This window comes from Kitasatospora sp. NPDC008115, from assembly GCF_042957205.1.
GTDB lineage: Bacteria > Actinomycetota > Actinomycetes > Streptomycetales > Streptomycetaceae > Kitasatospora.
Genome location: NZ_JBIBHU010000005.1, coordinates 129,913 through 153,092 on the forward strand (window position 1 = coordinate 129,913; position 23,180 = coordinate 153,092).

The 23,180-nt window shown below is 75.5% G+C and carries 19 protein-coding genes; 10 read left to right on the top strand and 9 right to left on the bottom strand.

Annotation, left to right across the window (positions count from 1 at the left end; translation table 11 throughout):
* Positions 1–120 precede the first annotated feature (120 nt).
* Positions 121–948 (top strand): dimethylargininase, encoded by an 828-nt coding sequence (ddaH, locus tag ACFZBX_RS08560; RefSeq protein ID WP_391532239.1) that lies wholly within the window; start codon positions 121–123, stop codon positions 946–948.
* A 19-nt stretch (positions 949–967) separates the two neighbouring features.
* On the opposite strand, the gene ACFZBX_RS08565 is transcribed toward ddaH, so the two are convergent.
* From ACFZBX_RS08565 to ACFZBX_RS08585, 5 genes are all read right to left on the bottom strand, one after another.
* Entirely contained in the window at positions 968–1,651 is a 684-nt protein-coding gene (locus tag ACFZBX_RS08565) for a lactate utilization protein C (RefSeq protein ID WP_391532241.1), read from the bottom strand.
* Positions 1,648–3,105: a lactate utilization protein B gene (locus ACFZBX_RS08570; RefSeq protein ID WP_391532243.1), complete on the bottom strand. Its 1,458-nt coding sequence runs from the start codon at positions 3,103–3,105 to the stop codon at positions 1,648–1,650. The genes ACFZBX_RS08565 and ACFZBX_RS08570 overlap by 4 nt, the downstream gene beginning before the upstream one ends.
* Positions 3,102–3,851, bottom strand: a complete 750-nt coding sequence (locus ACFZBX_RS08575; RefSeq protein ID WP_391532245.1) for a (Fe-S)-binding protein — start codon at positions 3,849–3,851, stop codon at positions 3,102–3,104. The genes ACFZBX_RS08570 and ACFZBX_RS08575 overlap by 4 nt, the downstream gene beginning before the upstream one ends.
* A 214-nt stretch (positions 3,852–4,065) precedes the next feature.
* Positions 4,066–5,280, bottom strand: a complete 1,215-nt coding sequence (locus ACFZBX_RS08580; protein WP_391532247.1) for a globin domain-containing protein — start codon at positions 5,278–5,280, stop codon at positions 4,066–4,068.
* A gap of 163 nt (positions 5,281–5,443) precedes the next feature.
* Positions 5,444–5,923 carry an RrF2 family transcriptional regulator gene (locus tag ACFZBX_RS08585; protein ID WP_391532248.1) on the bottom strand — a complete coding sequence of 160 codons (480 nt, stop codon included), beginning with the start codon at positions 5,921–5,923 and terminating at the stop codon, positions 5,444–5,446.
* A gap of 169 nt (positions 5,924–6,092) precedes the next feature.
* Here ACFZBX_RS08585 and ACFZBX_RS08590 point away from each other — a divergent pair, with 169 nt between their 5' ends.
* The 3 genes from ACFZBX_RS08590 to ACFZBX_RS08600 all read left to right on the top strand — a co-directional run bounded on the left by ACFZBX_RS08590 (position 6,093) and on the right by ACFZBX_RS08600 (position 9,506).
* Positions 6,093–8,060 carry a hypothetical protein gene (locus ACFZBX_RS08590; protein WP_391532250.1) on the top strand — a complete coding sequence of 656 codons (1,968 nt, stop codon included), beginning with the start codon at positions 6,093–6,095 and terminating at the stop codon, positions 8,058–8,060.
* 8 nt (positions 8,061–8,068) lie between these two features.
* Positions 8,069–8,518: a hypothetical protein gene (locus ACFZBX_RS08595; RefSeq protein ID WP_391532252.1), complete on the top strand. Its 450-nt coding sequence runs from the start codon at positions 8,069–8,071 to the stop codon at positions 8,516–8,518.
* 133 nt (positions 8,519–8,651) lie between these two features.
* Complete coding sequence (locus tag ACFZBX_RS08600; protein WP_391532253.1) at positions 8,652–9,506, top strand: SAM-dependent methyltransferase; 855 nt, start codon at positions 8,652–8,654, stop codon at positions 9,504–9,506.
* A 32-nt stretch (positions 9,507–9,538) separates the two neighbouring features.
* Here the strand turns inward: ACFZBX_RS08600 and ACFZBX_RS08605 are convergent, their stop codons facing one another.
* On the bottom strand, positions 9,539–10,438 hold the full coding sequence (locus tag ACFZBX_RS08605) for a PaaX family transcriptional regulator C-terminal domain-containing protein (RefSeq protein WP_391532255.1): 900 nt from the start codon (positions 10,436–10,438) through the stop codon (positions 9,539–9,541).
* Positions 10,439–10,725: 287 nt separating this feature from the next.
* On the opposite strand from ACFZBX_RS08605, the gene ACFZBX_RS08610 reads away from it, so the two are divergent.
* Together ACFZBX_RS08610 and ACFZBX_RS08615 are read left to right on the top strand one after the other, a co-directional pair.
* Positions 10,726–12,375, top strand: a complete 1,650-nt coding sequence (locus ACFZBX_RS08610) for a beta-propeller fold lactonase family protein (RefSeq protein WP_391532257.1) — start codon at positions 10,726–10,728, stop codon at positions 12,373–12,375.
* Between the two features lie 106 nt (positions 12,376–12,481).
* Positions 12,482–13,615: an aminotransferase class I/II-fold pyridoxal phosphate-dependent enzyme gene (locus ACFZBX_RS08615; protein ID WP_391532258.1), complete on the top strand. Its 1,134-nt coding sequence runs from the start codon at positions 12,482–12,484 to the stop codon at positions 13,613–13,615.
* A gap of 7 nt (positions 13,616–13,622) precedes the next feature.
* Here ACFZBX_RS08615 and ACFZBX_RS08620 read toward each other — a convergent pair whose 3' ends face one another.
* Positions 13,623–14,690: a GNAT family N-acetyltransferase gene (locus ACFZBX_RS08620; protein WP_391532259.1), complete on the bottom strand. Its 1,068-nt coding sequence runs from the start codon at positions 14,688–14,690 to the stop codon at positions 13,623–13,625.
* 246 nt (positions 14,691–14,936) lie between these two features.
* Complete coding sequence (locus ACFZBX_RS08625; RefSeq protein WP_391532260.1) at positions 14,937–15,992, bottom strand: polysaccharide deacetylase family protein; 1,056 nt, start codon at positions 15,990–15,992, stop codon at positions 14,937–14,939.
* Positions 15,993–16,478: 486 nt separating this feature from the next.
* Between ACFZBX_RS08625 and ACFZBX_RS08630 the strand changes: the two genes are divergently transcribed.
* The 3 genes from ACFZBX_RS08630 to ACFZBX_RS08640 all read left to right on the top strand — a co-directional run bounded on the left by ACFZBX_RS08630 (position 16,479) and on the right by ACFZBX_RS08640 (position 20,138).
* Positions 16,479–17,276 carry a serine/threonine protein kinase gene (locus ACFZBX_RS08630; protein WP_391532262.1) on the top strand — a complete coding sequence of 266 codons (798 nt, stop codon included), beginning with the start codon at positions 16,479–16,481 and terminating at the stop codon, positions 17,274–17,276.
* On the top strand, positions 17,273–18,964 hold the full coding sequence (locus tag ACFZBX_RS08635) for a protein kinase (protein ID WP_391532263.1): 1,692 nt from the start codon (positions 17,273–17,275) through the stop codon (positions 18,962–18,964). The genes ACFZBX_RS08630 and ACFZBX_RS08635 overlap by 4 nt, the downstream gene beginning before the upstream one ends.
* A 73-nt stretch (positions 18,965–19,037) precedes the next feature.
* Positions 19,038–20,138: a calcium:proton antiporter gene (locus tag ACFZBX_RS08640; RefSeq protein WP_391532264.1), complete on the top strand. Its 1,101-nt coding sequence runs from the start codon at positions 19,038–19,040 to the stop codon at positions 20,136–20,138.
* Between the two features lie 64 nt (positions 20,139–20,202).
* On the opposite strand, the gene ACFZBX_RS08645 is transcribed toward ACFZBX_RS08640, so the two are convergent.
* Entirely contained in the window at positions 20,203–21,333 is a 1,131-nt protein-coding gene (locus tag ACFZBX_RS08645) for an LPXTG cell wall anchor domain-containing protein (protein ID WP_391532265.1), read from the bottom strand.
* Between the two features lie 349 nt (positions 21,334–21,682).
* On the opposite strand from ACFZBX_RS08645, the gene ACFZBX_RS08650 reads away from it, so the two are divergent.
* Positions 21,683–23,068 (top strand): geranylgeranyl reductase family protein, encoded by a 1,386-nt coding sequence (locus ACFZBX_RS08650; protein ID WP_391532266.1) that lies wholly within the window; start codon positions 21,683–21,685, stop codon positions 23,066–23,068.
* Positions 23,069–23,180 lie beyond the last annotated feature (112 nt).

Here is a 23,180-nt window from a genome sequence, read left to right on the forward strand (position 1 = left end):
GGGGCGCCTGCGCCGTCAGGTCGGCCGGCCCGGGTGTGCGAACGGCCCGGCCGGGGCAGCCGCCCTCTGGGCCGCGAGACGCCCGTAGCGCATTCCCTTCCCGATGGCGGAGGTCGCCGCATGCCCCACCGTTTCCCGGAGCGCACCGCGAGGCCGCGGCGCTACCTCATGTGCCGCCCGACGTACTTCACCGTCGAGTACGCGATCAACCCGTGGATGGACCCCTCGAAGCCGACCGACACCACGCTCGCCGTCCGCCAGTGGGAGCGGCTGTGCGCGCTGTACCGGGAGCTCGGCCACACCGTCGAGTTCATCGAGCCGCTGCCCGGCCTGCCCGACATGGTCTACACGGCCAACGGCGCGACCGTGCTCGACGGCCGGGTGCTGGTCGCGACCTTCCGGCACGCCGAGCGGGCCGGGGAGTCCGAGGCCCACCAGGACTGGTTCCGGGCCGGCGGCTTCCGCGAGGTGCGGCGCGCCGAGCACGTCAACGAGGGCGAGGGCGACCACCTGCTGGTCGGCCGCCGGGTGCTGGCCGGCTCGGGCTTCCGCACCGACCCGGCCGCGCACGCCGAGGCCCGGGCCGTGTTCGGCCTGCCGGTGCTCGGCCTGGAACTGGTGGACCCGCGATTCTACCACCTGGACACCGCGCTGGCCGTGCTCACCGACGACCACGTCATGTACTACCCGGAGGCGTTCACCCCCGACAGCCAGGCGCTGCTGCGCAGCCTCTACCCGGACGCCATCCTCGCCGAGCGCGAGGACGCCGGGGTGTTCGGGCTGAACGCGGTCTCCGACGGGCGCCGGGTGCTGCTCCCGGAGGCGGCGAAGTCGCTGGCGGCCCGGCTGTCCGACGCCGGCTACGAGCCGGTGCCGGTCGACCTCTCCGAGCTCTTCAAGGGCGGCGGCGGCCCCAAGTGCTGCACCCTGGAACTCCGTCCGGCCTGAGAAGCGCCGTCAGCCGCCGTCAGCCGCCGTCCGAGACCAGGACGACCTCCAGTGTGCGGGGGCCGTGCACGCCCTCGACCCGGTCCAGTTCGATGTCGCTGGTCGCCGAGGGCCCGGAGATCCAGGTCTGCGGGCGGGTGGGGTCCAGCCGGGGGAGGGCGAGCGGCACCGAGGCGACCACCTGACCGGGGGCCAGGACCACGCAGACGTGGTGGTCGGGGACGAGGGTGAGCAGCCGGCGGCCCTGGGCCGGGCCGGCGTCCAGCACCAGGGTGCCGGTCTCGGCGATCGCCAGGGCGCAGCCGGTGAGCACGCTGTCGACGGTGTCCAGCCGGGCCGCGGTGAGCGGTCCGTCCGGGCCGTCGTCCGCGAGCGCCCGGGCCCGGGTGACGGCGAGCCAGTCGGGCGGCAGGCCGGGCGGGACGGCCACGGTGCGGGTGCCGCGGGCCTCGAACAGGGCGGCGAGCAGCAGCGGCAGCCGGTCGGCGGTGCAGCGGTGGACCAGGGCGCGGTAGTCGGCGAGGTGGTGCTGCAGCAGGTCGAGCAGCGCGTCGGGGTCGTCGGCGGGAACGTGGCTGCGCAGGTGGTCGCGCGGCACGGGCTCCTCCCGCGGACCGCCGCCGGTGCGCAGCGCGGCGCGGATCCGGGCGAGCACCAGCTCGCGCGAGCCGGTGGGCGGGGCCGGGGGCCGGGGGCTGCTCATGGGCGGTTCCTCCGCCACCAGTCGCGGAACGGTTCGCTCGGGACGGCCGGCAGTTCGCGGGTGTCGGTCCAGGCCCGGCCGGGGCCGGGGAGGCGGCGCGGGTGGAGCCGGCGGGTGCGGGCGGCGGCCCGTTCGGCGGCCCGCAGCAGGGCGGGGCGGTCCAGTACGTAGGTGGCGGCGGCCATCGCGGCGCGCTCCAGCCGGTGCCCGCGCTGCCCGGCGACCCGCTCGCGCAGGTGGACCAGCACTTCGGGGATGTCGATGGCGACCGGGCAGACCTCGTAGCAGGCCCCGCAGAGCGAGGAGGCGAACGGCAGCGAGGCGTCCAGCGGGGTGGCGGTGCCGCGCAGTTGGGGGGTGAGGACGGCGCCGATCGGCCCGGGGTAGACCGAGCCGTAGGCGTGCCCGCCGGCCCGCTCGTACACCGGGCAGACGTTGAGGCAGGCCGAGCAGCGGATGCAGCGCAGCGTCTGGCGGCCGACCCGGTCGGCGAGCGCGTCGGTACGGCCGTTGTCGAGCAGCACGAGGTGGAACTCCTCGGGCCCGTCGCCGTCCGGGCCGTCGGCGTGGGTGCCGGTCCACAGCGAGGTGTAGGGGTTCATCCGCTCGGCGGTGGCGGAGCGGGGGAGCAGTTGCAGGAAGATCTCCAGGTCCTGCCAGGCGGGCAGGACCTTCTCGATGCCGACCACCGAGATCAGGGTGCGCGGGAGGGTCAGGCACATCCGCCCGTTGCCCTCGGATTCGACGACCACCAGGGTGCCGGTCTCGGCGATCATGAAGTTGGCGCCGGAGACCGCGACCCGGGCCCGCAGGAACTTCTCCCGCAGGTGCAGCCGGGCGGCCTCGGCGAGTTCACCCGGCGCGTCGGTGAGCCCCTCGGGGGCCGGGCGGCCCCAGTCGGCCATCCGGCGGGCGAAGACGTCCCGGATCTCGCCGCGGTTGCGGTGGATCGCCGGGACGAGCAGGTGCGAGGGCCGGTCGTCGCCCAACTGGACGATCAGCTCGGCGAGATCGGTCTCGTAGGCGCGGATGCCGGCCTCGGCGAGTGCCTCGTTGAGCCCGATCTCCTGGGTCGCCATGGACTTGACCTTGACCACCTCCCGCTCGCCGGTGGCCCGGACCAGCGCGGTGACGATCCGGTTGGCCTCGGCGGCGTCGGCGGCCCAGTGCACGGTGCCGCCGGCGGCGGTCACCTGCTCCTCCAGCCGGACGAGGTGCTGGTCGAGCCGCTCCAGGGTGCGGTCCTTGACGGCCTTGGCGGCGGCGCGCAGCTCGGCCCAGTCGGTGAGTTCGGCGACGGCGCGGGCGCGCTTCTCCCGGATGGTGCTGGTGGCGTGCCGCAGATTGGCGCGCAGCCGCTCGTCCCGTACGGCCCCGGCGGCGGCCTCGGGGAAGGGGACGTCCGGGGAGACGCCCGGCGGGAAGGCGGGCATGCCGAGGAAGGTCCCGCTCACGGCGCCGCCCGCCAGGGCTCGGCCTCGGTGCTGGCGAGGATCTCGGCGAGGTGCAGCGGGCGCAGCCGCGCGCCCTGCCGGCGCAGGGTGCCGCCGAGGTGCAGCAGGCAGGAGTTGTCGCCGCCGCACAGCACCTCGGCGCCGGTGGCCAGGGCGTTGGCGGTCTTGTCGGCGGCCATCGCGGCCGAGACCGCCGGGTTCTTCACGGCGAAGGTGCCGCCGAAGCCGCAGCACTCCTCGGCGCCGGGCAGTTCGACCAGTTCCAGTCCGCGCACGGCGCGCAGCAGCCGCAGCGGGCGCTCGCCGAGGCCGAGCAGCCGCAGGCCGTGGCAGGAGGGGTGGTAGGTGACGGTGTGGGGGAACCACGCGCCGACGTCCTCGACGCCCAGCACATCGGTGAGGAACTCGCTCAGTTCGAGCACCCGGGGCGTCAGCCCGGCGACGGCGGAGGGGAGTGCGCCGCCGGCGCGGGCGGCGATCCTGGGGTGGGCGTCGCGCACCATGGCCACGCAGGAGCCGGACGGTGCCACCACGTGGTCGTAGCCGGCGAAGGCCCGTACGGTGCGGCGGACCAGCGGTTCACAGGCCTTCAGATAGCCGCTGTTGTACTGCGGCTGGCCGCAGCAGCTCTGCGCGGACGGGAAGTCGACCTCGACGCCGAGGCGTTCGAGCAGCCGGACGGTGGCGATCGCGGTGGACGGCAGCAGTGCGTCGTTGACGCAGGTGGCGAACAACGCGACGCGCAACGCTCCTCCCGATCCCTCGGCCCGGCGGCAGGCCGGGCGCCAGTGCGGGTGCCGGTGACGGCACGGGTGCCGGCCCCGGCCGGCCCGCGGTGATCGTACCGAGCCGCCGGACCGGGCGGCAGGGCACCACGCCGGGAACGCCGCCCCGGACGGGGGTCCGTCCGGGGCGGCGCGGGTCGGTGGGCCCGCCTCGGGGGCGGCGGGCCCACCCGGATCAGGCGTCCTGGCCGAGCCAGAGGTCCGGGCCGAACACCTCGTAGTGGATGTCGGCGGCCGGGACGCCCGCGGCGAGGAGCTGGCCGCGGACGGCGCGCAGGAAGGGCAGCGGGCCGCAGAGGTAGGCGGTGGTGCCCGCCGGGACCTCGACCGCGGACAGGTCGACCAGGCCGGTGCGCTCGGCCGGCCAGTCGCCGAGCGGCCGCTCGTAGAAGACGTGCGCGGTGGCGTTCGGCAGCTTGGCGGTCAGCTGGGTGAGGTCGGCGCGGAAGGCGTGCGAGAGCTGGTCGCGGTCGCCGTGCACGGTGACGATCCGGCGGGTCGAGCCGGTAGCGGCGAGGGCGGCCAGCATCGCGGTCATCGGCGTGTTGCCGATGCCGGCCGAGGCGAGCAGCACCGGGCCGTCGCCCTCGGCGAGCGCGACGTCGCCGAACGGCGGGGCGAGGTCCAGGACGTCGCCGGCGCGCACGGTCTCGTGGAGGTGGTTGGAGACCTCGCCCTCGGGACCGCCCGCGACCTCGGCGGTGGCGCGCTTCACGCTGAACTGGAGCGCGCCGTCCGGGGCGCCGGAGAGGCTGTACTGGCGGATCTGGTGGGCGCCGTCCGCCAGTTCGGCGCGCACCGAGACGTACTGGCCGGGCTTGGCGGGCGGCAGCGGCTTGCCGTCGGCCGGGCGGACCAGGTAGGTGGTGACGTCGTCGGTCTCCTGGTAGCGGGCCACCACGGTGTAGGGGCGCCACAGGTCGGCCGGGTCGACGCCCTGCGCGGCGGCGGCCTCCTCGCGCAGGCGGTCCTCGATGGCGATCAGCGCGTTGGCCATCAGCCAGTAGACCTCGTCCCAGGCGGCGGCGACCTCGGGGGTGACGGCCTCGCCGAGCACCTCGACGATGGCGGCGAACAGGTGCTCGTGGACGATCTTGTACTGCTCGTCGGTGATGCCGACCGAGACGTGCTTGTGGGCGATGCGGGCGAGCAGCGCGTCCGGACGGCTGTCCGGGGTGGCGATGAGCGCGGTCGCGAAGGCGGCTATCGAGCCCGCGAGCGCCTGCCGCTGGCTGCCGTTGGCCTGGTTGCCCCGGTTGAACAGGTCGCGCAGCAGCTCCGGATGGGCGGCGAACATCTTGTCGTAGAAGAGCGGCGTGATGTCTCCGATCGCACCGCCCACGACGGGCAGGGTGGCTTCGACGACCTCGGCGGACTTGGCGGACAGCATCGAATGCGCTCCAAACTGGAATCTGAGATTCGTATTTTCGGCCGTGCGGATGCGCGGACCGGCATGGGGGGTGACGCGGTGCGCCGTGACGCGGTGCGACGGTGGGGCCGTGCGTGGGGGTACTGCGTTACTGCGGTGGTGCGTTGGGGTGTGCCGGAGCGCGTCAGCCGGTGGGGCCGGCGACGGGTCCGGGTCTCGGGGCGAGACCCGGTCTCAGGGTGAGGTCGAGCAGGACGGGCCCGGTCGGCGCGGTGACCAGATCGCCGATCGAGAACGGGTCGAGGGTGGCGAAGAACGCCTCCTGTGCGGTGCGCAGTATCCCGCGCAGCCGACAGGCCGACCGCAGTGGGCAGGGTGGTTCGTCCTCACAGCCGACCACATCGCCCACTCCCTCCAGTTCGCGCAGCAGCAGTCCGAGCGAGCCGGTCCGGCCGGTCGCGGTGAGGGACAGCCCCCCGCCACGACCGCGCCGCGCCGACACCACGCCGAGGTGCTGCAGCCGGCTGACCACCTTGGCGGCGTGGGTGTACGGCACGCCGACCGCCTCGGCCACCTCGCGGGTGGTCGGGTTGGCCTCCTCGTCGAGGACGGCCAGCCGCATGGCGATGCGGAGGGCGATGTCGGTGCTCTTGGTCAGCCTCACGTTCGAAAAGCTAGCGAATGCGAATCCAAAACTCCAATTTCCTGCACGCGCTACGCATCGGAGCCGAACCGTTACCGCCCGGCGTGGTCGGAAGGCTGTCCGGCGGAGAGGTCAACTGCTTTACTGGCCAAGCTCGTTCGGGGGAAAACCGCCCAGGAATGGGGGCATCATGGACAGTGGCACCCCACCGCCACCGCCGCCACAGGGACCACCGCCGTATCCGCCGCCGCGACCCACCACCCCGCCGGCGGGGCATCCGCCGGCCGCGCCGCCACCGTCGTCGATCCCGCTCGGCCCGGTCCGGCCGGCGGCGCACGACACGCCGACCCACCTCGGCCCGTCCTTCACCGCGCCCGCCGACGTCCCCCCGCCCGCCGCGCCGCCGTCGGCGCCGTCGCCCGCTTCGCCGTCCGCCGGGCCTCCGTCCGCCGGGCCTCCGCCCGCCGTGCCGGCGACGCCCGGGAACCTGCGCCACCAGGCCGGCCCCGTCCCCGGCGACGCCACCCGCTACCTGTGCGCCGCCGCCTGGCTGGACCGCCGCTTCCGCGCGGAACTGATCGAGGAACTCGTCGAGCAGTCCTTCCGCATCCCCGCCCCCTCGCCCGGCACCGACCTGGTCCGGGTGCTGCACGAGGCCCTCACCGCCCGCCGCTGGGAGGCCTGGACGGGCGCCTTCTGCCTGCTCGTCCTCGTCCTCGGCTTCCCGCTGTTCGGCGTCGCCGCCGGCACCGCCACCCTGCTGGTGGTCCTGCTGCTGACCGTGGCCGGCGGCCTGGGCGTGGACCGGATGGACCACCGGCTCGGCCTGGAGGTCGAGCGGCTGGTGATCGCCCCGCGCTCCCCGCGCCGCGCCGGCCGCGGCGCGGGCCTGGTCGCCGCGCTCGGCCAAGTCGTCGCCGTCCTCGCCCTGGTGGTGGTCGTCCTCGGCTACGGACTGGAGGAGCAGCTGGACGACCTCGACCCGGAGCTGTTCACCGGCGCCTGGTACGCGCTCGCCGAACTGCTGCTGCTCTGGTCGGCCGCCGCCGTCCTGCGCTACCGGATCCGGCGCAGGCTGACCGCCTTCGGCAGTGCCGACGCCACCCCCGTGCCGCCCCCTGAGCCGCACGGCGCGCGGGCCGCCCGGCTGTACGAGCGGCTGCGCGAGCAGCAGAGCGGGCCCGAACTGCTCTACCGCCGGCAGGCACCGCTGGTCGGCCTCGGCCGGGCCGGGCGCACCTGGCGGATGACCTTCGAGCTGCGCCCCTCCGCCGAACGGGCCGCCCAGGGGCGCGCGCCCGAGCCGATCGACGCCGCCGTGCTCTACCGCACGATCGCCCAGCGGGTCCGCGCGCTGGCCCAGGACCCGCGCTACCCCGAGGACCCGCTGCGCGGACTCTCCGTCACCGACCGGGTGTTCCGGCCCAGTCTGCGCGGCGACGACCCGGCGGGCTGGCTCGGCGCGATGTCCGGCCGGGCCGGCGACCAGGTACTGCTCGAACCCGCCTGGGCGGACCTGCTGAGCCGCACCGGACACGAACGGCTGCGCCACTACCTGGCGGTCCGGGTCGGCTCCTGGCAGGAGGAGGTGGTGATCACCGTGCTGGTCCGCGCCACCACCCGCGGCGGACTGCTCTACCTGGAGTGGCTGCCCTACGTGCTGGAGCCGGTCGCGCAGGCCTACCACGTGGTCGACCTGCTGGGACAGCGCTCCGGCCCCGCCCACGCGGCGAACGCGCTCGGCTGGGCCGCCCGCCGGCTCGGCGGCGACCTCGGGATCGCCGTCGGCCAGCTGCGGGCGGTCCGGGCCTCGCGCGGCCGGGCCGCCCGGCTGCGGCGCCGCTACCGCCAGCTCGTCCGGTCCGGGTACGCCGTCGACTACGCGCCCCGGCTCAGCGTGCGCGAACTCGGCGCCGGCGGGGAGTACCAGAACATCTTCCAGGCGCACGACGTGCAGCGCTTCCTCAACACCGTCACCCAGCGGGTGTTCAGCGCGGTCGGCGACGAACTGCGGGCGCGCGGCTACGACAGCGCGGCCTTCGAGGAGCAGGCCCAGGGCATCACCAACGTCAACAACGGCGGTGTCCAGGTGGTCAACTCCACCGTGCACGGCCCGGTCGCGGGCGGTGCCGGAGCGAACGTCAACACCGGCAAGTGAGAGGGGACATGATGGAAAACCGGGCTCCCTGCGGATGCGGAACCGGCGGCCCGCCGCCCGGCGGCAACCACAACTCTGGCGGCGTCCAGGTGGTCGGCTCCACCGTGCACGGCCCGGTCGCCGGCGGCGCGGGCGCCACCGTGTCGATCGGCGCCGGGGCCGCACCGCCCGCCGCCCCCACCGGCCCGGAGGGCCTGCGCACGGCGGCCGGGGCGCTGCGCACCGCGCTCGCCCGGCTGCGCGCCGAACAGCCGGACGCCGTACCGGAGGAGGACGCCGCCGACGCCGACGCCGCGCTCGCCGGGATCCTCGACGAGGCCGCCCTCGACGAGCCCCGCGAGGGGCCGGTGCGCCGCCGGGTCCGCACGGTCTCCGACGCGCTGCGCACGGTCGCGGTGCTCGCGGCGGCGGTGAGCGGACTGGAGGCGGCCTTCACGGCGCTGTTCGGGCAGATCTGAGTCCCCGGCGGGCCGCCGCCCACCCGGTTACGGTTACCATGCGCACCAAGGCGTCGCGCCTGCGGAGTTGACGCGGGCGGACGCGGGCGGGGCACGGAGCGATCATCAACGGGGATGTACGGGAGGGGCGGCAATGGCGCGCGCTGACTGGGTTTCGGGAGAGCGGACGGGCGGGCGGGGCGAGGACGGCTGGTCGGGGGTGGACCTGCGGATGGACGTCCCGCACTCGGCCCGGGTGTACGACTACCTGATCGGCGGCAAGACCAACTTCGAGCCGGACCGTGCCGCCGCGCACGCCGCCGTGAAGGCCTGGCCGGCCCTGCCGACCTCGATGCGGACCACCCGCGGGTTCATGGAGCGGGTGGTCCGCCACCTCGCCGAACGGCACGGCGTGCGGCAGTTCCTGGACATCGGCGCGGGCATTCCCGCCTCGCCGAACGTGCACGAGATCGCCCAGGAGGTGGCGCCGGAGTCCCGGGTGGTGTACGTCGACAACGACCCGATCGTGCTGACCCACGCCAGGGCGCTGATGTCCAGCCGGCCCGAGGGCCGCACCGCCTATCTGGACGCCGACCTGCGCGACGTCGACGCGATCATGGACGCGCCGCGGCTGCGCGAGGTGCTGGACCTCTCCCGGCCGGTGGCGCTCTCGCTGATCGCGATCGTGCACTTCGTGCTCGACGGGGACGACCCGCAGGGCGTCGTCCGCCGGCTGATGGACCGGCTGGCGCCGGGCAGCCTCCTCGCGCTGACCGTCTTCACCGGCGACACCGACCCGGTCGGCGTCGGCGGGGTGGGCCGCGAGTACAACGCCCGGGGCATCCCGCTGCAGATCCGCGACCGGGCCGAGACGCTCGCCTTCTTCGACGGCTACGAGCTGCTGGACCCGGGCGTGACCCTGGTGCACCGCTGGCATCCGGAGCCGGGCGCCGCGCCGGTCCGTGACCAGGACATCGCGATGTACGGCGGCGTGGCCGTCAAGCGCTGAGCCTCCGGGCCCGGACGCCGTCCGGGCCCGAATCAGGCGGTCCGCGCCTCGCCGGTGACCGCGGCCATCACCTCGTCGTAGCGCTGGAAGAACCGGGGGCCCGGTTCCGGGGCGGCCCGCTCGGCGCGGCGCAGCAGCCGCCAGCAGTCGGCGGTGAGCGCGCGGGCCTCGGCGCCGGGCCACGGCCGGGGGAGGAGCTCGGGCGGGAGCAGCGGGTCGGGCGCGGTGGCGCGGGTGAACCCGTCGGCCAGTTCGAGGGCGATCGCGAGGTGCTCGGCCCGGGCGGGCGCGCCGTCCCGGGCGAGGGCGGTCAGCCGGGCCACCCGGTCGGCGGCCAGGGCGGCCAGTCGGCGGTGGCCCTCGGCGAGGTCGTCGAGCGGCCAGAGGCGCCGGGCCAGCGCGGGCGGGTCGTCCTCGCCGGCGATGCGCAGGTCGGTGGTGGTGAGCAGGGTGACGCGGTCCCGGACGCCGAGGCGGTCGACCTCGGCCTCGACGTAGGGCTCCCAGTCGTTGGCACTGACGTAGACCCCGCCCTGGACGGCCGCGCCGCCGAGCCGGACCAGGGCCTCCCGCAGGGCGTCCCGGTCGGCGCGGGCGGATTCGGGGACGGCGAAGGCGACGAGGTGCCAGCGGCCGTCCCACGGGGCGAGTCCGGCGTCCTGGGCGTACATGTGACGCACGAAGCCGACCTCGGGTTCGGCGGCGCGCCGGGCGGGCTCGGTCTCGCGCAGCACGGCGCGCCGGCCGCGGCCCTCCTGGACGAGGAGGCCGTCGGCGGCCATCCGCTTGATGCACAGCCGCACCTGCTGGTCGGTCATGCCCAGCTCGCCCGCGACGCCGTACAGCTCTCCCGCGTCGATGGTGCCGTCCGCCCGGACCATGCCCTCGACCAGGGTCCGGGTGGCCACCTCGGCCCGTGTCTCCTCGGCCATCGCCGCGTTCCTCCCGCCGTACTGTCCTCAGCTCTTCCGACACCGGGAGTGTAGTGGCCGGAAACGATCGGGATCGCGACGAGAGTTCCGGGTGTGGCGGTCGACGACTGTTCGAATAGTGACCAATTGACCGGACTTGAACGGTTGGCGACAATCCTGGTCATCTCCTGACGCTTCGTCAGTGCGGCTTCTACGCTTCGGGCGACCCGGGCGGCGCCGGACGGTCCCCCCGGGCCGCCCGAAGCCACCGAGCGCCGCCCGGTGCACCGACGAGTCTGGAGACCCCGTTGACCACACGCCCCTCCCCGCGCCGATCCTGGATGGCCCTGGCCGCCGTCGGCGCGGCCACCGCCGCCCTGCTCGCCCAACCCGCGGCGGCCGCCGCCGCCACGCCGGCGCCCACCGTGACGGCCACCGTCGCCGTCGCGCCCTTCCCGGCGGGCGTCGCGATCACGCCGGACGGCGGCCTGGCCTATGTGACCAGCCAGAACAGCGGCACCGTGACCGTGCTGTCCACCGCCACCGGCGCGGTCGCCGGCGGCTTCACGGCCGGCAGCGGCTCGTACGCGGTCGCCCTCGCGCCCGACGGCGGACACGCCTACCTCACCCACCACCTCACCGGCACGGTCAGCGTGGTGGACACCGCGAGCAACACCGTCACCGCCACCGTCCCGGCCGGCCCCGGCGCCTTCGGCGTGGCTGTCGCCCCCGACGGCGCCCGCGCGTACGTGACCAACCCGGGCGCCGGCACGGTCAGCGTGCTCGACACCGCGACCAACACGGTCACCACCACCGTCCCGGTCGGCGCCGAGCCGCACGGGGTGGCCGTCGCCCCGGACGGCGGGCACGTCTACGTGGCGGCCTCCGGCGCCCAGCGGGTCGACGTCATCGACACGGCCACCGCCACCGTCAGCGCCTCGATACCGGTCGGCCACGGCGTCTTCGGCCTCGCCCTGGCCCCCGACGGCTCCCGGCTCTGGACCGGCAACGGCGGCGACTCCACCGTCAGCGTGGTCGACACCGCGACCCGCGCCGTGACCGCCACCGTCCAGGTCGGCGGCAACCCGTACGCGGTCACCGCCGCCCCCGACGGCCGCTCCGTCTACGCGAGCGACTACGCCGACAACACCCTCAGCGTCATCGACGCCGCGAGCGGCGCCGTCACCGCCACCGTCCCGGTCGGGGCGAGCCCGTTCACCCTCGCCCTCACCCCCGACGGCCGGCGCGGCTACCTGGCCGCCTTCGACGGCGCCGCGGTGAACGCCCTGGCCTTCCCGCTGCCGGTGCCGGCGGTCACCGGCCTCAGCCCGGCGAGCGGCCCGCAGGCCGGCGGCACGGTCGTCACCGTCACCGGCACCGACCTGGCCGGCGCGACCGCCGTGAGCTTCGGCGCCGCCGGCGACGCCGCGTCCTTCTCCTGCACCGCGACCTCCTGCACCGCCACCGCCCCGGCCGCGCCCGCCGCCGGGACGGTCGACGTGCGGGTCACCACGCCCGGCGGCACCAGCGCCGTCACGACCGCCGGCCGCTTCGACTACCAGGCGCCCACCGCCGACCTCGCCGTGGCGCTCGCCGCCTCCCCGGTGTCCGGCCTGCTCGGCGGACGGGTCGACTACACGCTCACCGTCACCAACCAGGGGCCCGGCGAGGTGACCGCCGCCACCGTCACGGCCGCCCTGCCGGCCGGGCTGGTCGCGACCAGCACCGACTGCGCCGTCGCCGCCGGCCGGCTGACCTGCGCGCTCACCGCCCCGCTGGCCGCCGGCGCGAGCGCCACCCGTCACCTCACCGTGCAGGTGGGCCTGCTGCTCAACCTCGGCCGGACCTTCACCGTCACCGCCGCCCGCACGGCCGGCGCCCCGGCCGACCCGGTGGCCGCCAACGACGCGGCGTCCCGCACCTGCAAGGTCGCGCTGCTGGCGATCACCTGCGACTGAGCCGGTGAACGCCAGGGCCCGCCTCCGGAACGAGCGAACCCGGGGGCGGGCCCGCCCCGCGAGCCGTCCTGGACGAAACGTTCATTCCGGACGTACAGTCCGCCCCATGACCAGGCTCCCCGACTTCCGGCTGGAAACGTACTTCTCCCACTGGGAGTTCACGGCCCGCCACCACCTCACCGCCTCCGACGCGCAGACCATGGCGATGTCCGAACTGCTCGCGCTGGCGGACCCGGAGGACCGGAAGGCCTGGGAGACCCTCGCCCTCGGCTACACCGAGACCTTCGGCGACCCGGCCCTGCGCGAGGCCGTCGCGGGCATGTACGACCTGGCCGGCCCCGAGGACGTGATCTGCTTCGGCGGCGCCCAGGAGGGGCTCAACCTCGCCATGCAGGTACTGCTCGGCCCGGAGGACCACGCCGTCGTCCTCACCCCGAACTACCAGTCCGCCGAGACCGTCCCGCTCTCGCTCTGCGAGGTCACCGGCGTCGCCCTCGACCCGGCCCGCGACTGGGCGCTCGACCTCGACGAACTCACCGCCGCGCTGCGCCCGAACACCCGGGTGGTGTCCGTCAACTTCCCCAACAACCCCACCGGGAAGGTGATCGACGCCGCCGACTTCCGCCGGCTGGCCGAACTCTGCGACGAGCGCGGCATCCACCTGTTCAGCGACGAGGTCTACCGCGGCCTGGAGCGCGACCCGGAGCGCGCGCTGCCGCGCGCCGCGGACCTCTCCGGGCGCGCCCTCTCGCTGGACGTCACCTCCAAGTCGCTCGGCCTGCCCGGGCTGCGGATCGGCTGGATCGTCTGCCGCGACCGGGAGTTGCGCGGCCGGCTGGAGCGCGCCAAGCACTACGGCACGATCTGCAACGCCGCGCCCAGCGAGATCCTGGCCCGGATCGCGATCAAGGCCCGCGAGCCGATCCTGGCCCGCAACCGGGCGCTCATCGCGGCCAACCTGCCGCTGTTCGAGGAGTTCTTCGCCCGCCACGCCGGCCTCTTCGAGTGGCGGGCCCCGGACGGCGGCTGCGTCGCCTACCCCCGCTACCTCGGCGCGGACGGCGTCGAGGCGTTCTGCGCCGGGCTGGTCGAGGAGGCCGGCGTCCTGCTGCTGCCGGCCTCCGTCTTCCGCTCGGAGCTGACCCCGACGCCCGCCGACCGGTTCCGGATCGGCGTCGGCCGCCGCGACCCGGCGCCCGCCCTGGAGGCCTTCGACTCCTGGCTGGCGGGCCGCCGCTGACGCGACGTCAGTCCCCTTCCGGTGCGCCTTCCGCGTCCGCCCGGCGGGCCGCCTTCGCCCGGTACTTGAGACCGAGCAGCGCCCCCGGCACACCGTGCGGCACCAGCCAGGAGACGTCCTCGCGGTCCACCGCGCCGAAGCGGTACTTGTACGGCTCGGTGCCGCGCAGGAAGTCGAAGGTGGCGAGCCCCTGCCCGGCGGCCGCCCGGACCGCCTCGGCGATCACCGCCGTGCCGAGCCGCAGCGGCGCCCAGGCCATGTCCCAGCCGATCTGGTAGTAGGCGAAGGAGTCCCGCCACTGGAAGCCGTAGAGCACGCCGACCACCTCGCCCGACCGCTCCGCGACCAGGAACGCCGGGCCCTCGCCGCGGCCGGTGCCGGCGGCCCGCTCGATCACCCGCAGGTGCAGCGGCGCACGCGCCCCGTCGAAGGTGGTCGGCAGCCCGAGCGCGGCCCGGCGCAGCAGGTGCAGCCGGACGGCGGTGCGCAGCAGTTCGTAGCGCTCCGGGAGTTCGGACAGCGCCAGGGCGGGCGGCACCCAGCGGAAGGTGATCCCCTCGGCGGCCAGCTTGCGGCCGTAGCGGCGCAGATTGGCCCGGAACTGCCGCGAGCCCAGTGCGTCCGGCCCGGCCGTCAGATCGGTGCGCGGGCACGGGGTGCGGCCGATCTCCACCGCGCAGGGCGGCAGCAGGCCGGCCTGGTCCGGGTCGAGGTCGGCGAGCAGCAGGGTGGCCCGCCGCCCGCGCCGGGCCAGCCAGTCGGCGACCTCGGCGCGGCGGTGCGGGGCGACGGCGAAGCCGCAGTGGTCGGCGGCGCCCGGCCCGGTGCCGAGCACGGTCAGGCAGGGGACCGGCAGCGGCGCGCGGGGGTGGAGGCGCTGGACGGTGCGCAGCAGCGGGACGACGGCGTCGACCCGGCCGCCGCCGTCCCGCCACACCACGATCTCGCCGTCGCCCCCGCCGCCGGACGCGGGGGCGGCGCCCACCGTCTCCCACCAGGCGAGCGCCCACTCGGGCGTGGTGAACCAGGAGCCGCCCGGCTCGCCCGCCGCCAGCTCGCGCCAGCCGTCGACCACGTCCGGCGGTAGCGCGGCCGTCCGGTAGCGGACCGGTAGCGTGCGGGAACCGGCCGGTGCCGGGGCGGTCGCCCTCGGACCCGACGACCTCGGATGCGCCGTTGTCACCTCTGCTGCCCCCCAGGCGTCTCCCGCCCCCGGTGCGCCGCCGGTCGGCGGCCGGTCGCGGGCCGGTCCGTATTCTCCCGGATTCCGGCCCGCGGGAGGCGGGTTCGGGGCAACCGGCCCCGCGTCGTTCCCTGTCCGTCAGGCTCCGCCGCGCAGGTGGTGCACGGCCGGGTGGAGCCCGGAGAGGATGGTGTCGAAGCGGTCCCGGCCGGTGGTCGAGTTGACCCGCAGCCGGCTGATCCGCAGCGGGTGCGGCGGCAGCAGCCGGTCGTGGCGGTGGTCGAAGAGGAAGCCGACCCGGTAGCCGAGGCGGCGCAGTTCGGCCTCGGCACGCGGGTCGAGGTTGCCGTTGGGGTAGGCGAAGGCGGTCGGCGCCTGGCCGAGCCAGCCGGTGAGCGCCTGGTGCGCGCCGGTGATCTCGGCCCGGACGGTGTCGTCCTCGCAGTGGTCGAGGCAGGGGTGGCCGGCGGTGTGGTTGCCGACCGCGACGCCGGCGCCGGCGAGCGCGCGCAGGCCGTCCGGGGTGAGCTGCTCCTGGCGCGGCGCGCGGACCGCGGCGCTTTCCCGGAGCTCGGCCAGCGCGGTGCGGCGGTCCAGGTCGGCGAGGGTCTTCAACCGGCGGACCACGCCGTTCGGCGGGCAGCCGGCCAGGGTGCGGGCGGTGCCGCCGTGCGCGGCGAGGAAGGCCGCCTCGCTCCACCAGAACGGCTGGTCGCCGCCGATGAGGTCGGTGACCACGAAGGCGGCGGCGGGGATGCCGAGCCGGGTCAGCACGGGCAGGCCCTCGGTGAGCACCGTGCGGTCGCCGTCGTCGAAGGTGACCAGCACGCTGCGGCGCGGCAGCGGACGGCCGCTCTGCACGGCCTGCTCGACGGCGGCGAGCGATACCGGGCGGGCGCGGCGGACCAGCCGCTCCATCTGCAGCGCGAACACCCGGGGGTCGTCCACCCCGTGGTAGGCGAGGACGGCCAGCCGACGGGCGGCCGCGAGCCGGAAGAGCGGCTGGAGCGGCGAGTTGCGCAGGACGGCGTCGACGGTGGCCCGCCGTCCGGCGAGTCGCGCCCGCGGCGCGGCGGCGGTGGCCTCGGCCGTTCCGCCGGCCGTGGGTGTGGTCGTGGTCGTGGCTCTGGTGGCCGTTCCGGTACTCGGGCCGTCGGTGGCGGCCCCGGTCGAATGCGCGGTTCCTTCGGGCATGGACGCGCTCCCCCTTCCTCCCCGTGCGATGGTGCGCCGGCGGGGATGGAGCACGCTTCACCGGCAGACCCGGCCACTCGGCGCACGTCTGCTGGGTGGGCGGCCCGCCCCGCTCCACGAATTCCCAAGATAGTGCAAAATCCCATGCTCCGAACCGGGTTGGGCGCGGAGAACGGGTTTCGACGGGAGGTTGGCGCATTTGCCGACGGGCCGGTGACCTGAGCGACACCTGTGAGCATCCTGAGTGATTGCCGATGAGGGCCGGCACGGGTGCGGTGCGAGGGAACGGCGCCGCCCACCGGTTGCGGACCCGGTGGCCGGCCGCCGGTGCCCGCACCGTCCCGCTGCTGAAGGGCCGCGGTGCGACTGGCGCGACATCAGGGCGCAATCGGCCGACCCGGACGTGTTGTTCACTCGTCCGGGTGGCTTGGCGTTGCCGGGTGGTTCGGACGGCTACGATCGGGCCGACCCACGGAGGTGACCCGGATGACCACGGTCATCGTGCAGTTGCCCGATCCGCGCCCGCCGGGCCGGTCCGAACGCCGCTTCGCCCGGCTGCCCCGGCCGCCGCGCGGCGCCCCGCCCACCCGTCCGTCCCTGCTGCACCTCGGGCCGGGTGACACGGCCGCGTTCGGGCGCGGCGAGCCCGGCCGTCCGCCCGCCGTGCCGATCCCCGACCCCGGTGTGTCACGCCGCGCCGGTGAGATCACCGCCGCCGAGGACTACTGGCGGCTCTCCAACTTCAGTGCCACCGCCACCTATGTCGTCGAGAACCTCGAAGGCGCCGGCGAGCACGTCAAGGTCGCCCCCGGCCGGCTCGGCGCGCCCGTCCCGTTCGAGATCTCCCGGGTGCTGCTGCCCGCCCACGGCGAACCGGCGGCGTTCAAGGTCTTCGCACCCCAACACGCCTACCTGACCGGCGAGTCGGCCGAGCCGGAGGGCGAGCGCACGGTCGGCCCGTTCGCCCTGGACCCGACCGCCAAGTACTTCCTGGTGCTGCTCGCGCTCTGCGAACCGCGGCTGCGCTCGCCCTCCGCGGCGGCCGTCCCCGGCGCGACCGACGTGGTGGCGCGGCTGCGCGGCCTGCCGTCCTGCCGCGACCTCAGCCGCTCGGCGGTCAACTACCACATCGACTACCTGGTCGGCAGCAAGCTCCGGCTGCGCGATCCGGTGGAACCGGCCGACCCGGGCGGCAAGCGCGAGGAACTCGTCGCGCTGGCGCTGCGGTTCGACCTCGTGCGGGAGGAGCACCTGGCGCTGCTCCCGCCCCGGTCCGGCGGGTGACCCGGCCCGTGGCGCCGGACGCGGCGCGCTCGCACCGGGGCGGACCGCCGGACGGCGGGCCGGCGTTCGAGGTGCCGCCCGGCTACCCGGTCGCGGGGTACCGGGTGGGCGAGCGGATCGGGGCGGGCGCCTGGGGCAGTGTCCACGCCGCCCGCCGCGACCCGCCGCGACCCGGCGAGCGCTCCGCCGATCCGTCCGACGCCGATCCGTCCGACGCCGATCCGTCCGACGCCGATCCGTCCGACGCCGGCCCGTGCGAGGCGGCCGTCAAGTTCCTGCACCCCGGCCGGCTCAGCCCCGGCCAGCGCGACACCATGCTCCAGCTGGCCCGCCGCGAGCTGAGCTTCAGCCGCCGCGCCGACCACCCCCACCTGATCCGCACCCTCGCCGTGGTCACCCTCGCCGACCCGGCCCACCCCGCGCTGGATGGCGCGCTCGCCCTGGTGATGGAACGCGCCCGGCGCAGCCTCCAGGACGTGCTGGCCGGCACCCGGCCCCCGGAGCCCGTCCCGGACGCCGGCCGGATCCTCACCGAGATCGCCGCCGGACTGCGCCACATGCACACCGCGGGCTGGGTGCACGGCGACCTCAAGCCCGCCAACGTCCTGCTGATGGCCGACGGCACCGCCAAGCTCGCCGACTTCGGCCTGACCGCCGAACTGGACGGCACCCACGCCTACGCCCCGCCGCTCGGCTCGCCCGACCACGTGCCGCCCGAGTGGTGGTCCCAGCGGACCGGCACGCACGGCGTGGCCCTGCGCCCGAGCGCGGACCTGTGGGCCTTCGGCGTGCTCGCCCACCAGCTGTTGACCGGCGGCCTGCACCCCTTCCTCGGCGCCACCGCCCGGGCCCGCTCGCTCGCCGCGCTGGCGTACGCGCGCGGCAGTGCGCCGCTGCGCCTGGACGCCGCGCTGCCCGAGCGGTGGCGCCCCCTGGTCACCGCCTGCCTGGCGGCCGACCGGCGCCGGCGCGCGGAGGTGGACCTGGCGGCGCTGCTCGCCGACGCGCTCGGCGGGCCGGCGACCGGGGGTGGGGACGGGGGCGCTCCCGTTCCGGGGCCGGGGCGGCGCACCCGTCGCCGTACCGCCGTCGCCGCGACGGCGCTGCTCACCGGGGCCGCGACCCTGCTGGCCCTCACCGGCGCACCGGAGCCCTCCGCGAGGGGCGCTGCCCCCGGCGGGCCGCGACCGGCCGCAGCGGTGCGGCCCGGAGCGCTCCCGCCCGGCACGGACGTCCCCGTCGCGCTGCGCGGGCCGATCGAGGACGCGTCCCGCCGCTGCCCCGAGGCGGAGGTCACCCCGGCGCTGCTGGCCGCGATGATCAAGGCGGAGTCCGGCTTCGACCCGGCCGCCGTCCGCCCCGCCACGGGGGAGTACGGCGTGGCGATGTGGACGCCCACCGTCTTCAACGCCTGGGCACAGGACGCGGACCACGACGGTGCCAAGGACTACATGGATCCCGACGACGCGATCGCCGCGATGGGCGGCTACGTCTGCTGGCTCACCCAGCGCTTCAAGCAGCGCGGCTACCCCGCCGCCGAGCTGCCCGCCCTGGTGACGGCCGGCTACCGGACGAGCGACAAGACCGTGGCCGACGCCGGCGGTGTACCCGATCGGGTGAAACCGCACGTCGCCGAGGTCCTCGCATACCTCACCGAGTACGGCGGGAGTACCGTGGCCGGTCCATGAGGTCTGCCACATCCATCGCCTCTCCGGTGGCGTCTGCGCGGAACCTGTGCTTCCGGATGGGATGCTCGGCGGCATGTTCACCAAGCTCAGACCAGTCGTCTCGCAGTGGACCATCGTCGTGCCCCTGCTGGCCTTCGCCGTCCTGGCCCTGACCTGGCACCGCGAACTCCCCGGCTGGGTGGTGGGCGTGGTGTCGCTGTTCCTGGCCGGCGCCGTGCTCGCCGCCGTGCACCACGCGGAGGTGATCGCCCACAAGGTGGGGGAGCCGTTCGGTTCCCTGGTGCTCGCGGTCGCGGTGACGGTGATCGAGGTCGCACTGATCGTGACCCTGATGCTGGACGGCGGTGACAAAGCGGCGACGCTCGCCCGGGACACGGTGTTCGCCGCCGTGATGATCACCTGCAACGGCATCCTCGGCCTGTCCATCGTGGTGGCGGCCAGCAAGCACCGGGTCGCGGTCTTCAACGCCGAGGGCACGGGCGCGGCGCTGGCCTGCATCGGCACCCTCGCCACCCTGAGCCTGGTCCTGCCGACCTTCACGACGACCTCGCCCGGCCCGCAGTTCTCACCCGCGCAGCTGGCCTTCGCGGCGGCCGCCTCGCTCGTGCTGTACGGCCTGTTCGTGGCCACCCTGGCGGTTCGCCACCGGGAGTACTTCCTGCCCGTCACCGCGGAGGGCAAGGTGGTCGAGGAGGAGGAGCACGCAGCGCCGCCGACCTTCCGGGCCACCATCGTCAGCCTGGTCCTGCTCGGTGTGGCGCTGGTGTCGGTGGTCGGCCTGGCCAAGGGCGTGTCGCCGACCATCGAGTCGGCCGTCCAGTCGGCCGGGCTGCCGAACTCCGTCGTCGGTGTGGTGATCGCCCTGCTGGTCCTGTTGCCGGAGACCATCGCGGCCCTGCGCGCGGCCAAGCGCAACCGGGTGCAGACCAGCCTCAACCTGGCGCTCGGCTCGGCGCTGGCGAGCATCGGCCTGACCATCCCGGCCGTGGCCGTCGCCTCGTACTGGCTCTCCGGGCCGCTGGTGCTCGGCCTGGACTCCTCCCACCTGGTGCTGCTGACGCTGACCATCGTGGTCGGCACGCTCACGGTCATCCCGCGCCGGGCGACCCCGCTCCAGGGCGCGGTGCACCTGGCCATCCTGGCCGCCTACGTGGAACTCGCGATCACGCCCTGAACGCCCGCGCGAACGGGCCGGCGACCATCGAGGTCACCGGCCCGTTCGCGTGTCCGGACTCCGATCAGGAGGAGCGGCGGGTACGGCGGGTGTAGACGACGGCGCCGGCGCCGCCGAGCAGCAGCACGGTGCCCGCGCCGGCCATCAGCAGGGTGCCGTCGCTGCTACCGGTGGTCGCGAGGTCCTTGCCGACCGGGGCGGTGCCGGAGATCGGGGTGGGCACGCTGACCTGGGCCGGCATGATCAGCGGGTTCGCCGGGTCGATCACGGTTCCGGGCGGCGCGGTGTGCACCGGAACGGTCGCGGTCGGCTTGGGGGCCTGGCCGGTCGGGGCCGGCGCCGGGGCCTGGCCGCTCGGCGTGGCGGCGGGCGACGGGCTCGCCGAACCGGTGGCGGCCGGGGTCGGGGTGCCCGAGGGGGTCTGGGACGGGGTGGTGCTCGGGGTGGCCGAGGGGATTTCGCTCGGCGAGACGGTCGGCACCACGGTCGGCACGGCGGTGGGCGGGACCGTCGGGGGAACGGACGGCGTCGTGGTCGGCGTCACGGTCGGGGACGGCGTCTGCGTGGGCGTCTGCGTCGGGGTGGGCGTCACGCTGGGGGTCGTGCTGGGGGTCGTGCTCGGGGTCACCGTGGGCGTCGTCGTCGGCGGGGTGGTGGTCGGCGGCGTGGTGGTCGGCGTGGTGCCGGGGGTCGGCGGCGGCGGGGCCGGCGTCGTCCTGGTGGGCGTCGGCGTCGCCGTCGGGGTCGGCGTGGGAGTGCCCCCGCAGTCCACCTTGAACACCTTCTGCTTCGGGTGGTTGGGCTTCGGCGGCGGGGTCGGCAGCTTGCCGTCCTTCAGCTCGATCGCCTCCCAGTACAGCTTGTACTGGCCGTCGGGCAGGTTGATGTCCTCGGTGCGGACGTGGCCCTTGCCGTCCACCGGGAGGTCGCCGTACACGACGGCGGTCTCCTTGTCGCCGTGCATCCGGGCGATCGTCCAGACGATGTCCTGGCCCGCGTCGAAGCCGAACGAGTCCAGGTAGAAGGTGCAGACCTTCGGCTGGTTCTCCTTGGGCTCCTCGCCCGTCGAGGAGTCGTGGATCTTGACGGTGCCGTTGTTGCCCTTCGCGGCCTCGGCGGCGGGGGCGGCGAGCAGCAGGGCCGCGATGGTGGGAACGGCGACGAGGGATCTCGCCGCGGTGGGGTGAATGCGCATGGCTGTGTCCAACGGGGATCGGCGGTCCTGGTGGGACCGCACGGGGAGGTGGGAGCCCTCGGCCGACGACGGTCGGCGGATGAGACGCATCAAGGTCCCGCAGCGGGTCCGGCCCCGCAAGGATGGTTTGGCCGAATTACGACGGAGCGGAGCCGATTGTCCGACAAATCCAGCGCAACGATTCGGTCACTTGGATGTGAGGGTCCCGTGTGCCGGATCGGGCCGGTGAAGCCGGGCGTGGCGCCCGATGCCCGCGTGTCGGGTTCGGTGGGGCGTTCGCGGTCCATATCGTCTGTGTCCGCCGAATCCGCCGAGTCCGCCGCCGGACCGACACCCGTGGGAGCGCCGCATGCCCGGCCCAGCACAGCAGCCGTCCACCCGCCCCGCCCAGCCGGACCCCGCCGGGGCGTCCGGCAGCGCCGGTCCGGCGCCGTCCACCGCCGCCGACGCGTCCGGGAACGGCGCGGAGACGGCCGATGTGATCGTGGTCGGCGCGGGCCCGGCCGGCTCCACCGCCGCCTACCACCTGGCCCGCACCGGACTGGACGTCCTGCTGCTGGAGAAGTCCGCCTTCCCCCGCGAGAAGGTCTGCGGCGACGGTCTGACCCCCCGCGCCGTCCGGCAGCTGATCGACCTCGGCATCGACGTGTCGGAATCCGCCGGCTGGCTGCACAACAGGGGCCTGCGGATCGTCGCGGGCGGTCGCCGGGTGGAACTCGACTGGCCGGAACTGTCCGCCTTCCCCGGCTTCGGCCTGGTCCGCCGCCGCGCCGATTTCGACGAGCTGCTCGCCCGCCGCGCCGCCGCCGCCGGCGCCCGCCTGGTGGAGCGCGCCAACGTCGCCGGCCCGGTGCTCGACGAGCGGACCGGCCGGATCACCGGGGTCACCGCCCGGCTCGGCGAGGACCGCAGGCCCGTCACCTACCACGCGCCCCTGGTGGTCGCCGCCGACGGCAACTCCACCCGGCTCTCCCTGGCGATGCGGCGCTACCGCCGCACCGACCGCGCGATGGGCGTCGCCTACCGCACCTACTTCACCACCCCGCGCCACGAGGACCGCTACCTGGAGGCCTGGCTCGACCTGCGCGACCCCACCGACCCGGCCCGCCGGCTGCTGCCCGGCTACGCCTGGGTGTTCGGCATGGGCGACGGCACCGCCAACGTCGGCCTCGGCGTCGTCGACACCGGCGCCGTGCCCCACGAGGTGGACTGGCGCCAACTGCTCCGCCGCTGGTGCGACGACCTGCCCGCCGACTACGGCTACCACCCCGACGCCGTCACCGAGCCCATCCGCGGCTCCGCCCTCCCGATGGGACTCAACCGCCAACCCCACTACGCCGACGGCCTGTTGCTGATCGGAGACGCCGGCGGCACGGTCAGCCCGGCCACCGGCGAGGGCATCGCCTACGCCATGGAGTCCGGCCGCTACGCCGCCGAGGCGATCGTCCAGGCCCTCGCCCGGCGCACCGACCGCGGCCGCGACCTGGCCCTGCGCGCCTACCCGCAGACGCTGCGCGCCGCGTACGACGGCTACTTCGCGCTCGGCCGGCTCGCCGCCGCGGCGCTGAGCCGCCCGCGCCTGGTGGGCGCCGCCGGGGCGGCCGGGCTGGGCAGCCCGGCCCTGCTGCGGGCCACGTTCCGGCTGATGGTCAACCTGACGGAACCCAACTCCCGCGACGCGCTGGACCGCCTGCTGCACCTCCTCGGCCGGCTGGCCCCCAGCAGCCGGGGCTGATCCCCCGTCAACCGCCCACGACGGCCGGTACCACAGGCCGGCCGTCGTGGGCGAACAGTGGTGGCCGTCGGCGCTCCACGCGGTAGGGTCTGCGCCAGCCGGTTGACGGCGG

Bases quoted from the DNA above. Each gene is read 5' to 3' on its own strand.
- ddaH (WP_391532239.1), top strand. From the start codon at position 121: ATGCCCCACCGTTTCCCGGAGCGCACCGCGAGGCCGCGGCGCTACCTC.
- ACFZBX_RS08565 (WP_391532241.1), bottom strand. From the start codon at position 1,651: ATGAGCAGCCCCCGGCCCCCGGCCCCGCCCACCGGCTCGCGCGAGCTG.
- ACFZBX_RS08580 (WP_391532247.1), bottom strand. From the start codon at position 5,280: ATGCTGTCCGCCAAGTCCGCCGAGGTCGTCGAAGCCACCCTGCCCGTC.
- ACFZBX_RS08590 (WP_391532250.1), top strand. From the start codon at position 6,093: ATGGACAGTGGCACCCCACCGCCACCGCCGCCACAGGGACCACCGCCG.
- ACFZBX_RS08595 (WP_391532252.1), top strand. From the start codon at position 8,069: ATGATGGAAAACCGGGCTCCCTGCGGATGCGGAACCGGCGGCCCGCCG.
- ACFZBX_RS08600 (WP_391532253.1), top strand. From the start codon at position 8,652: ATGGCGCGCGCTGACTGGGTTTCGGGAGAGCGGACGGGCGGGCGGGGC.
- ACFZBX_RS08605 (WP_391532255.1), bottom strand. From the start codon at position 10,438: ATGGCCGAGGAGACACGGGCCGAGGTGGCCACCCGGACCCTGGTCGAG.
- ACFZBX_RS08615 (WP_391532258.1), top strand. From the start codon at position 12,482: ATGACCAGGCTCCCCGACTTCCGGCTGGAAACGTACTTCTCCCACTGG.
- ACFZBX_RS08625 (WP_391532260.1), bottom strand. From the start codon at position 15,992: ATGCCCGAAGGAACCGCGCATTCGACCGGGGCCGCCACCGACGGCCCG.
- ACFZBX_RS08630 (WP_391532262.1), top strand. From the start codon at position 16,479: ATGACCACGGTCATCGTGCAGTTGCCCGATCCGCGCCCGCCGGGCCGG.
- ACFZBX_RS08640 (WP_391532264.1), top strand. From the start codon at position 19,038: ATGTTCACCAAGCTCAGACCAGTCGTCTCGCAGTGGACCATCGTCGTG.
- ACFZBX_RS08645 (WP_391532265.1), bottom strand. From the start codon at position 21,333: ATGCGCATTCACCCCACCGCGGCGAGATCCCTCGTCGCCGTTCCCACC.
- ACFZBX_RS08650 (WP_391532266.1), top strand. From the start codon at position 21,683: ATGCCCGGCCCAGCACAGCAGCCGTCCACCCGCCCCGCCCAGCCGGAC.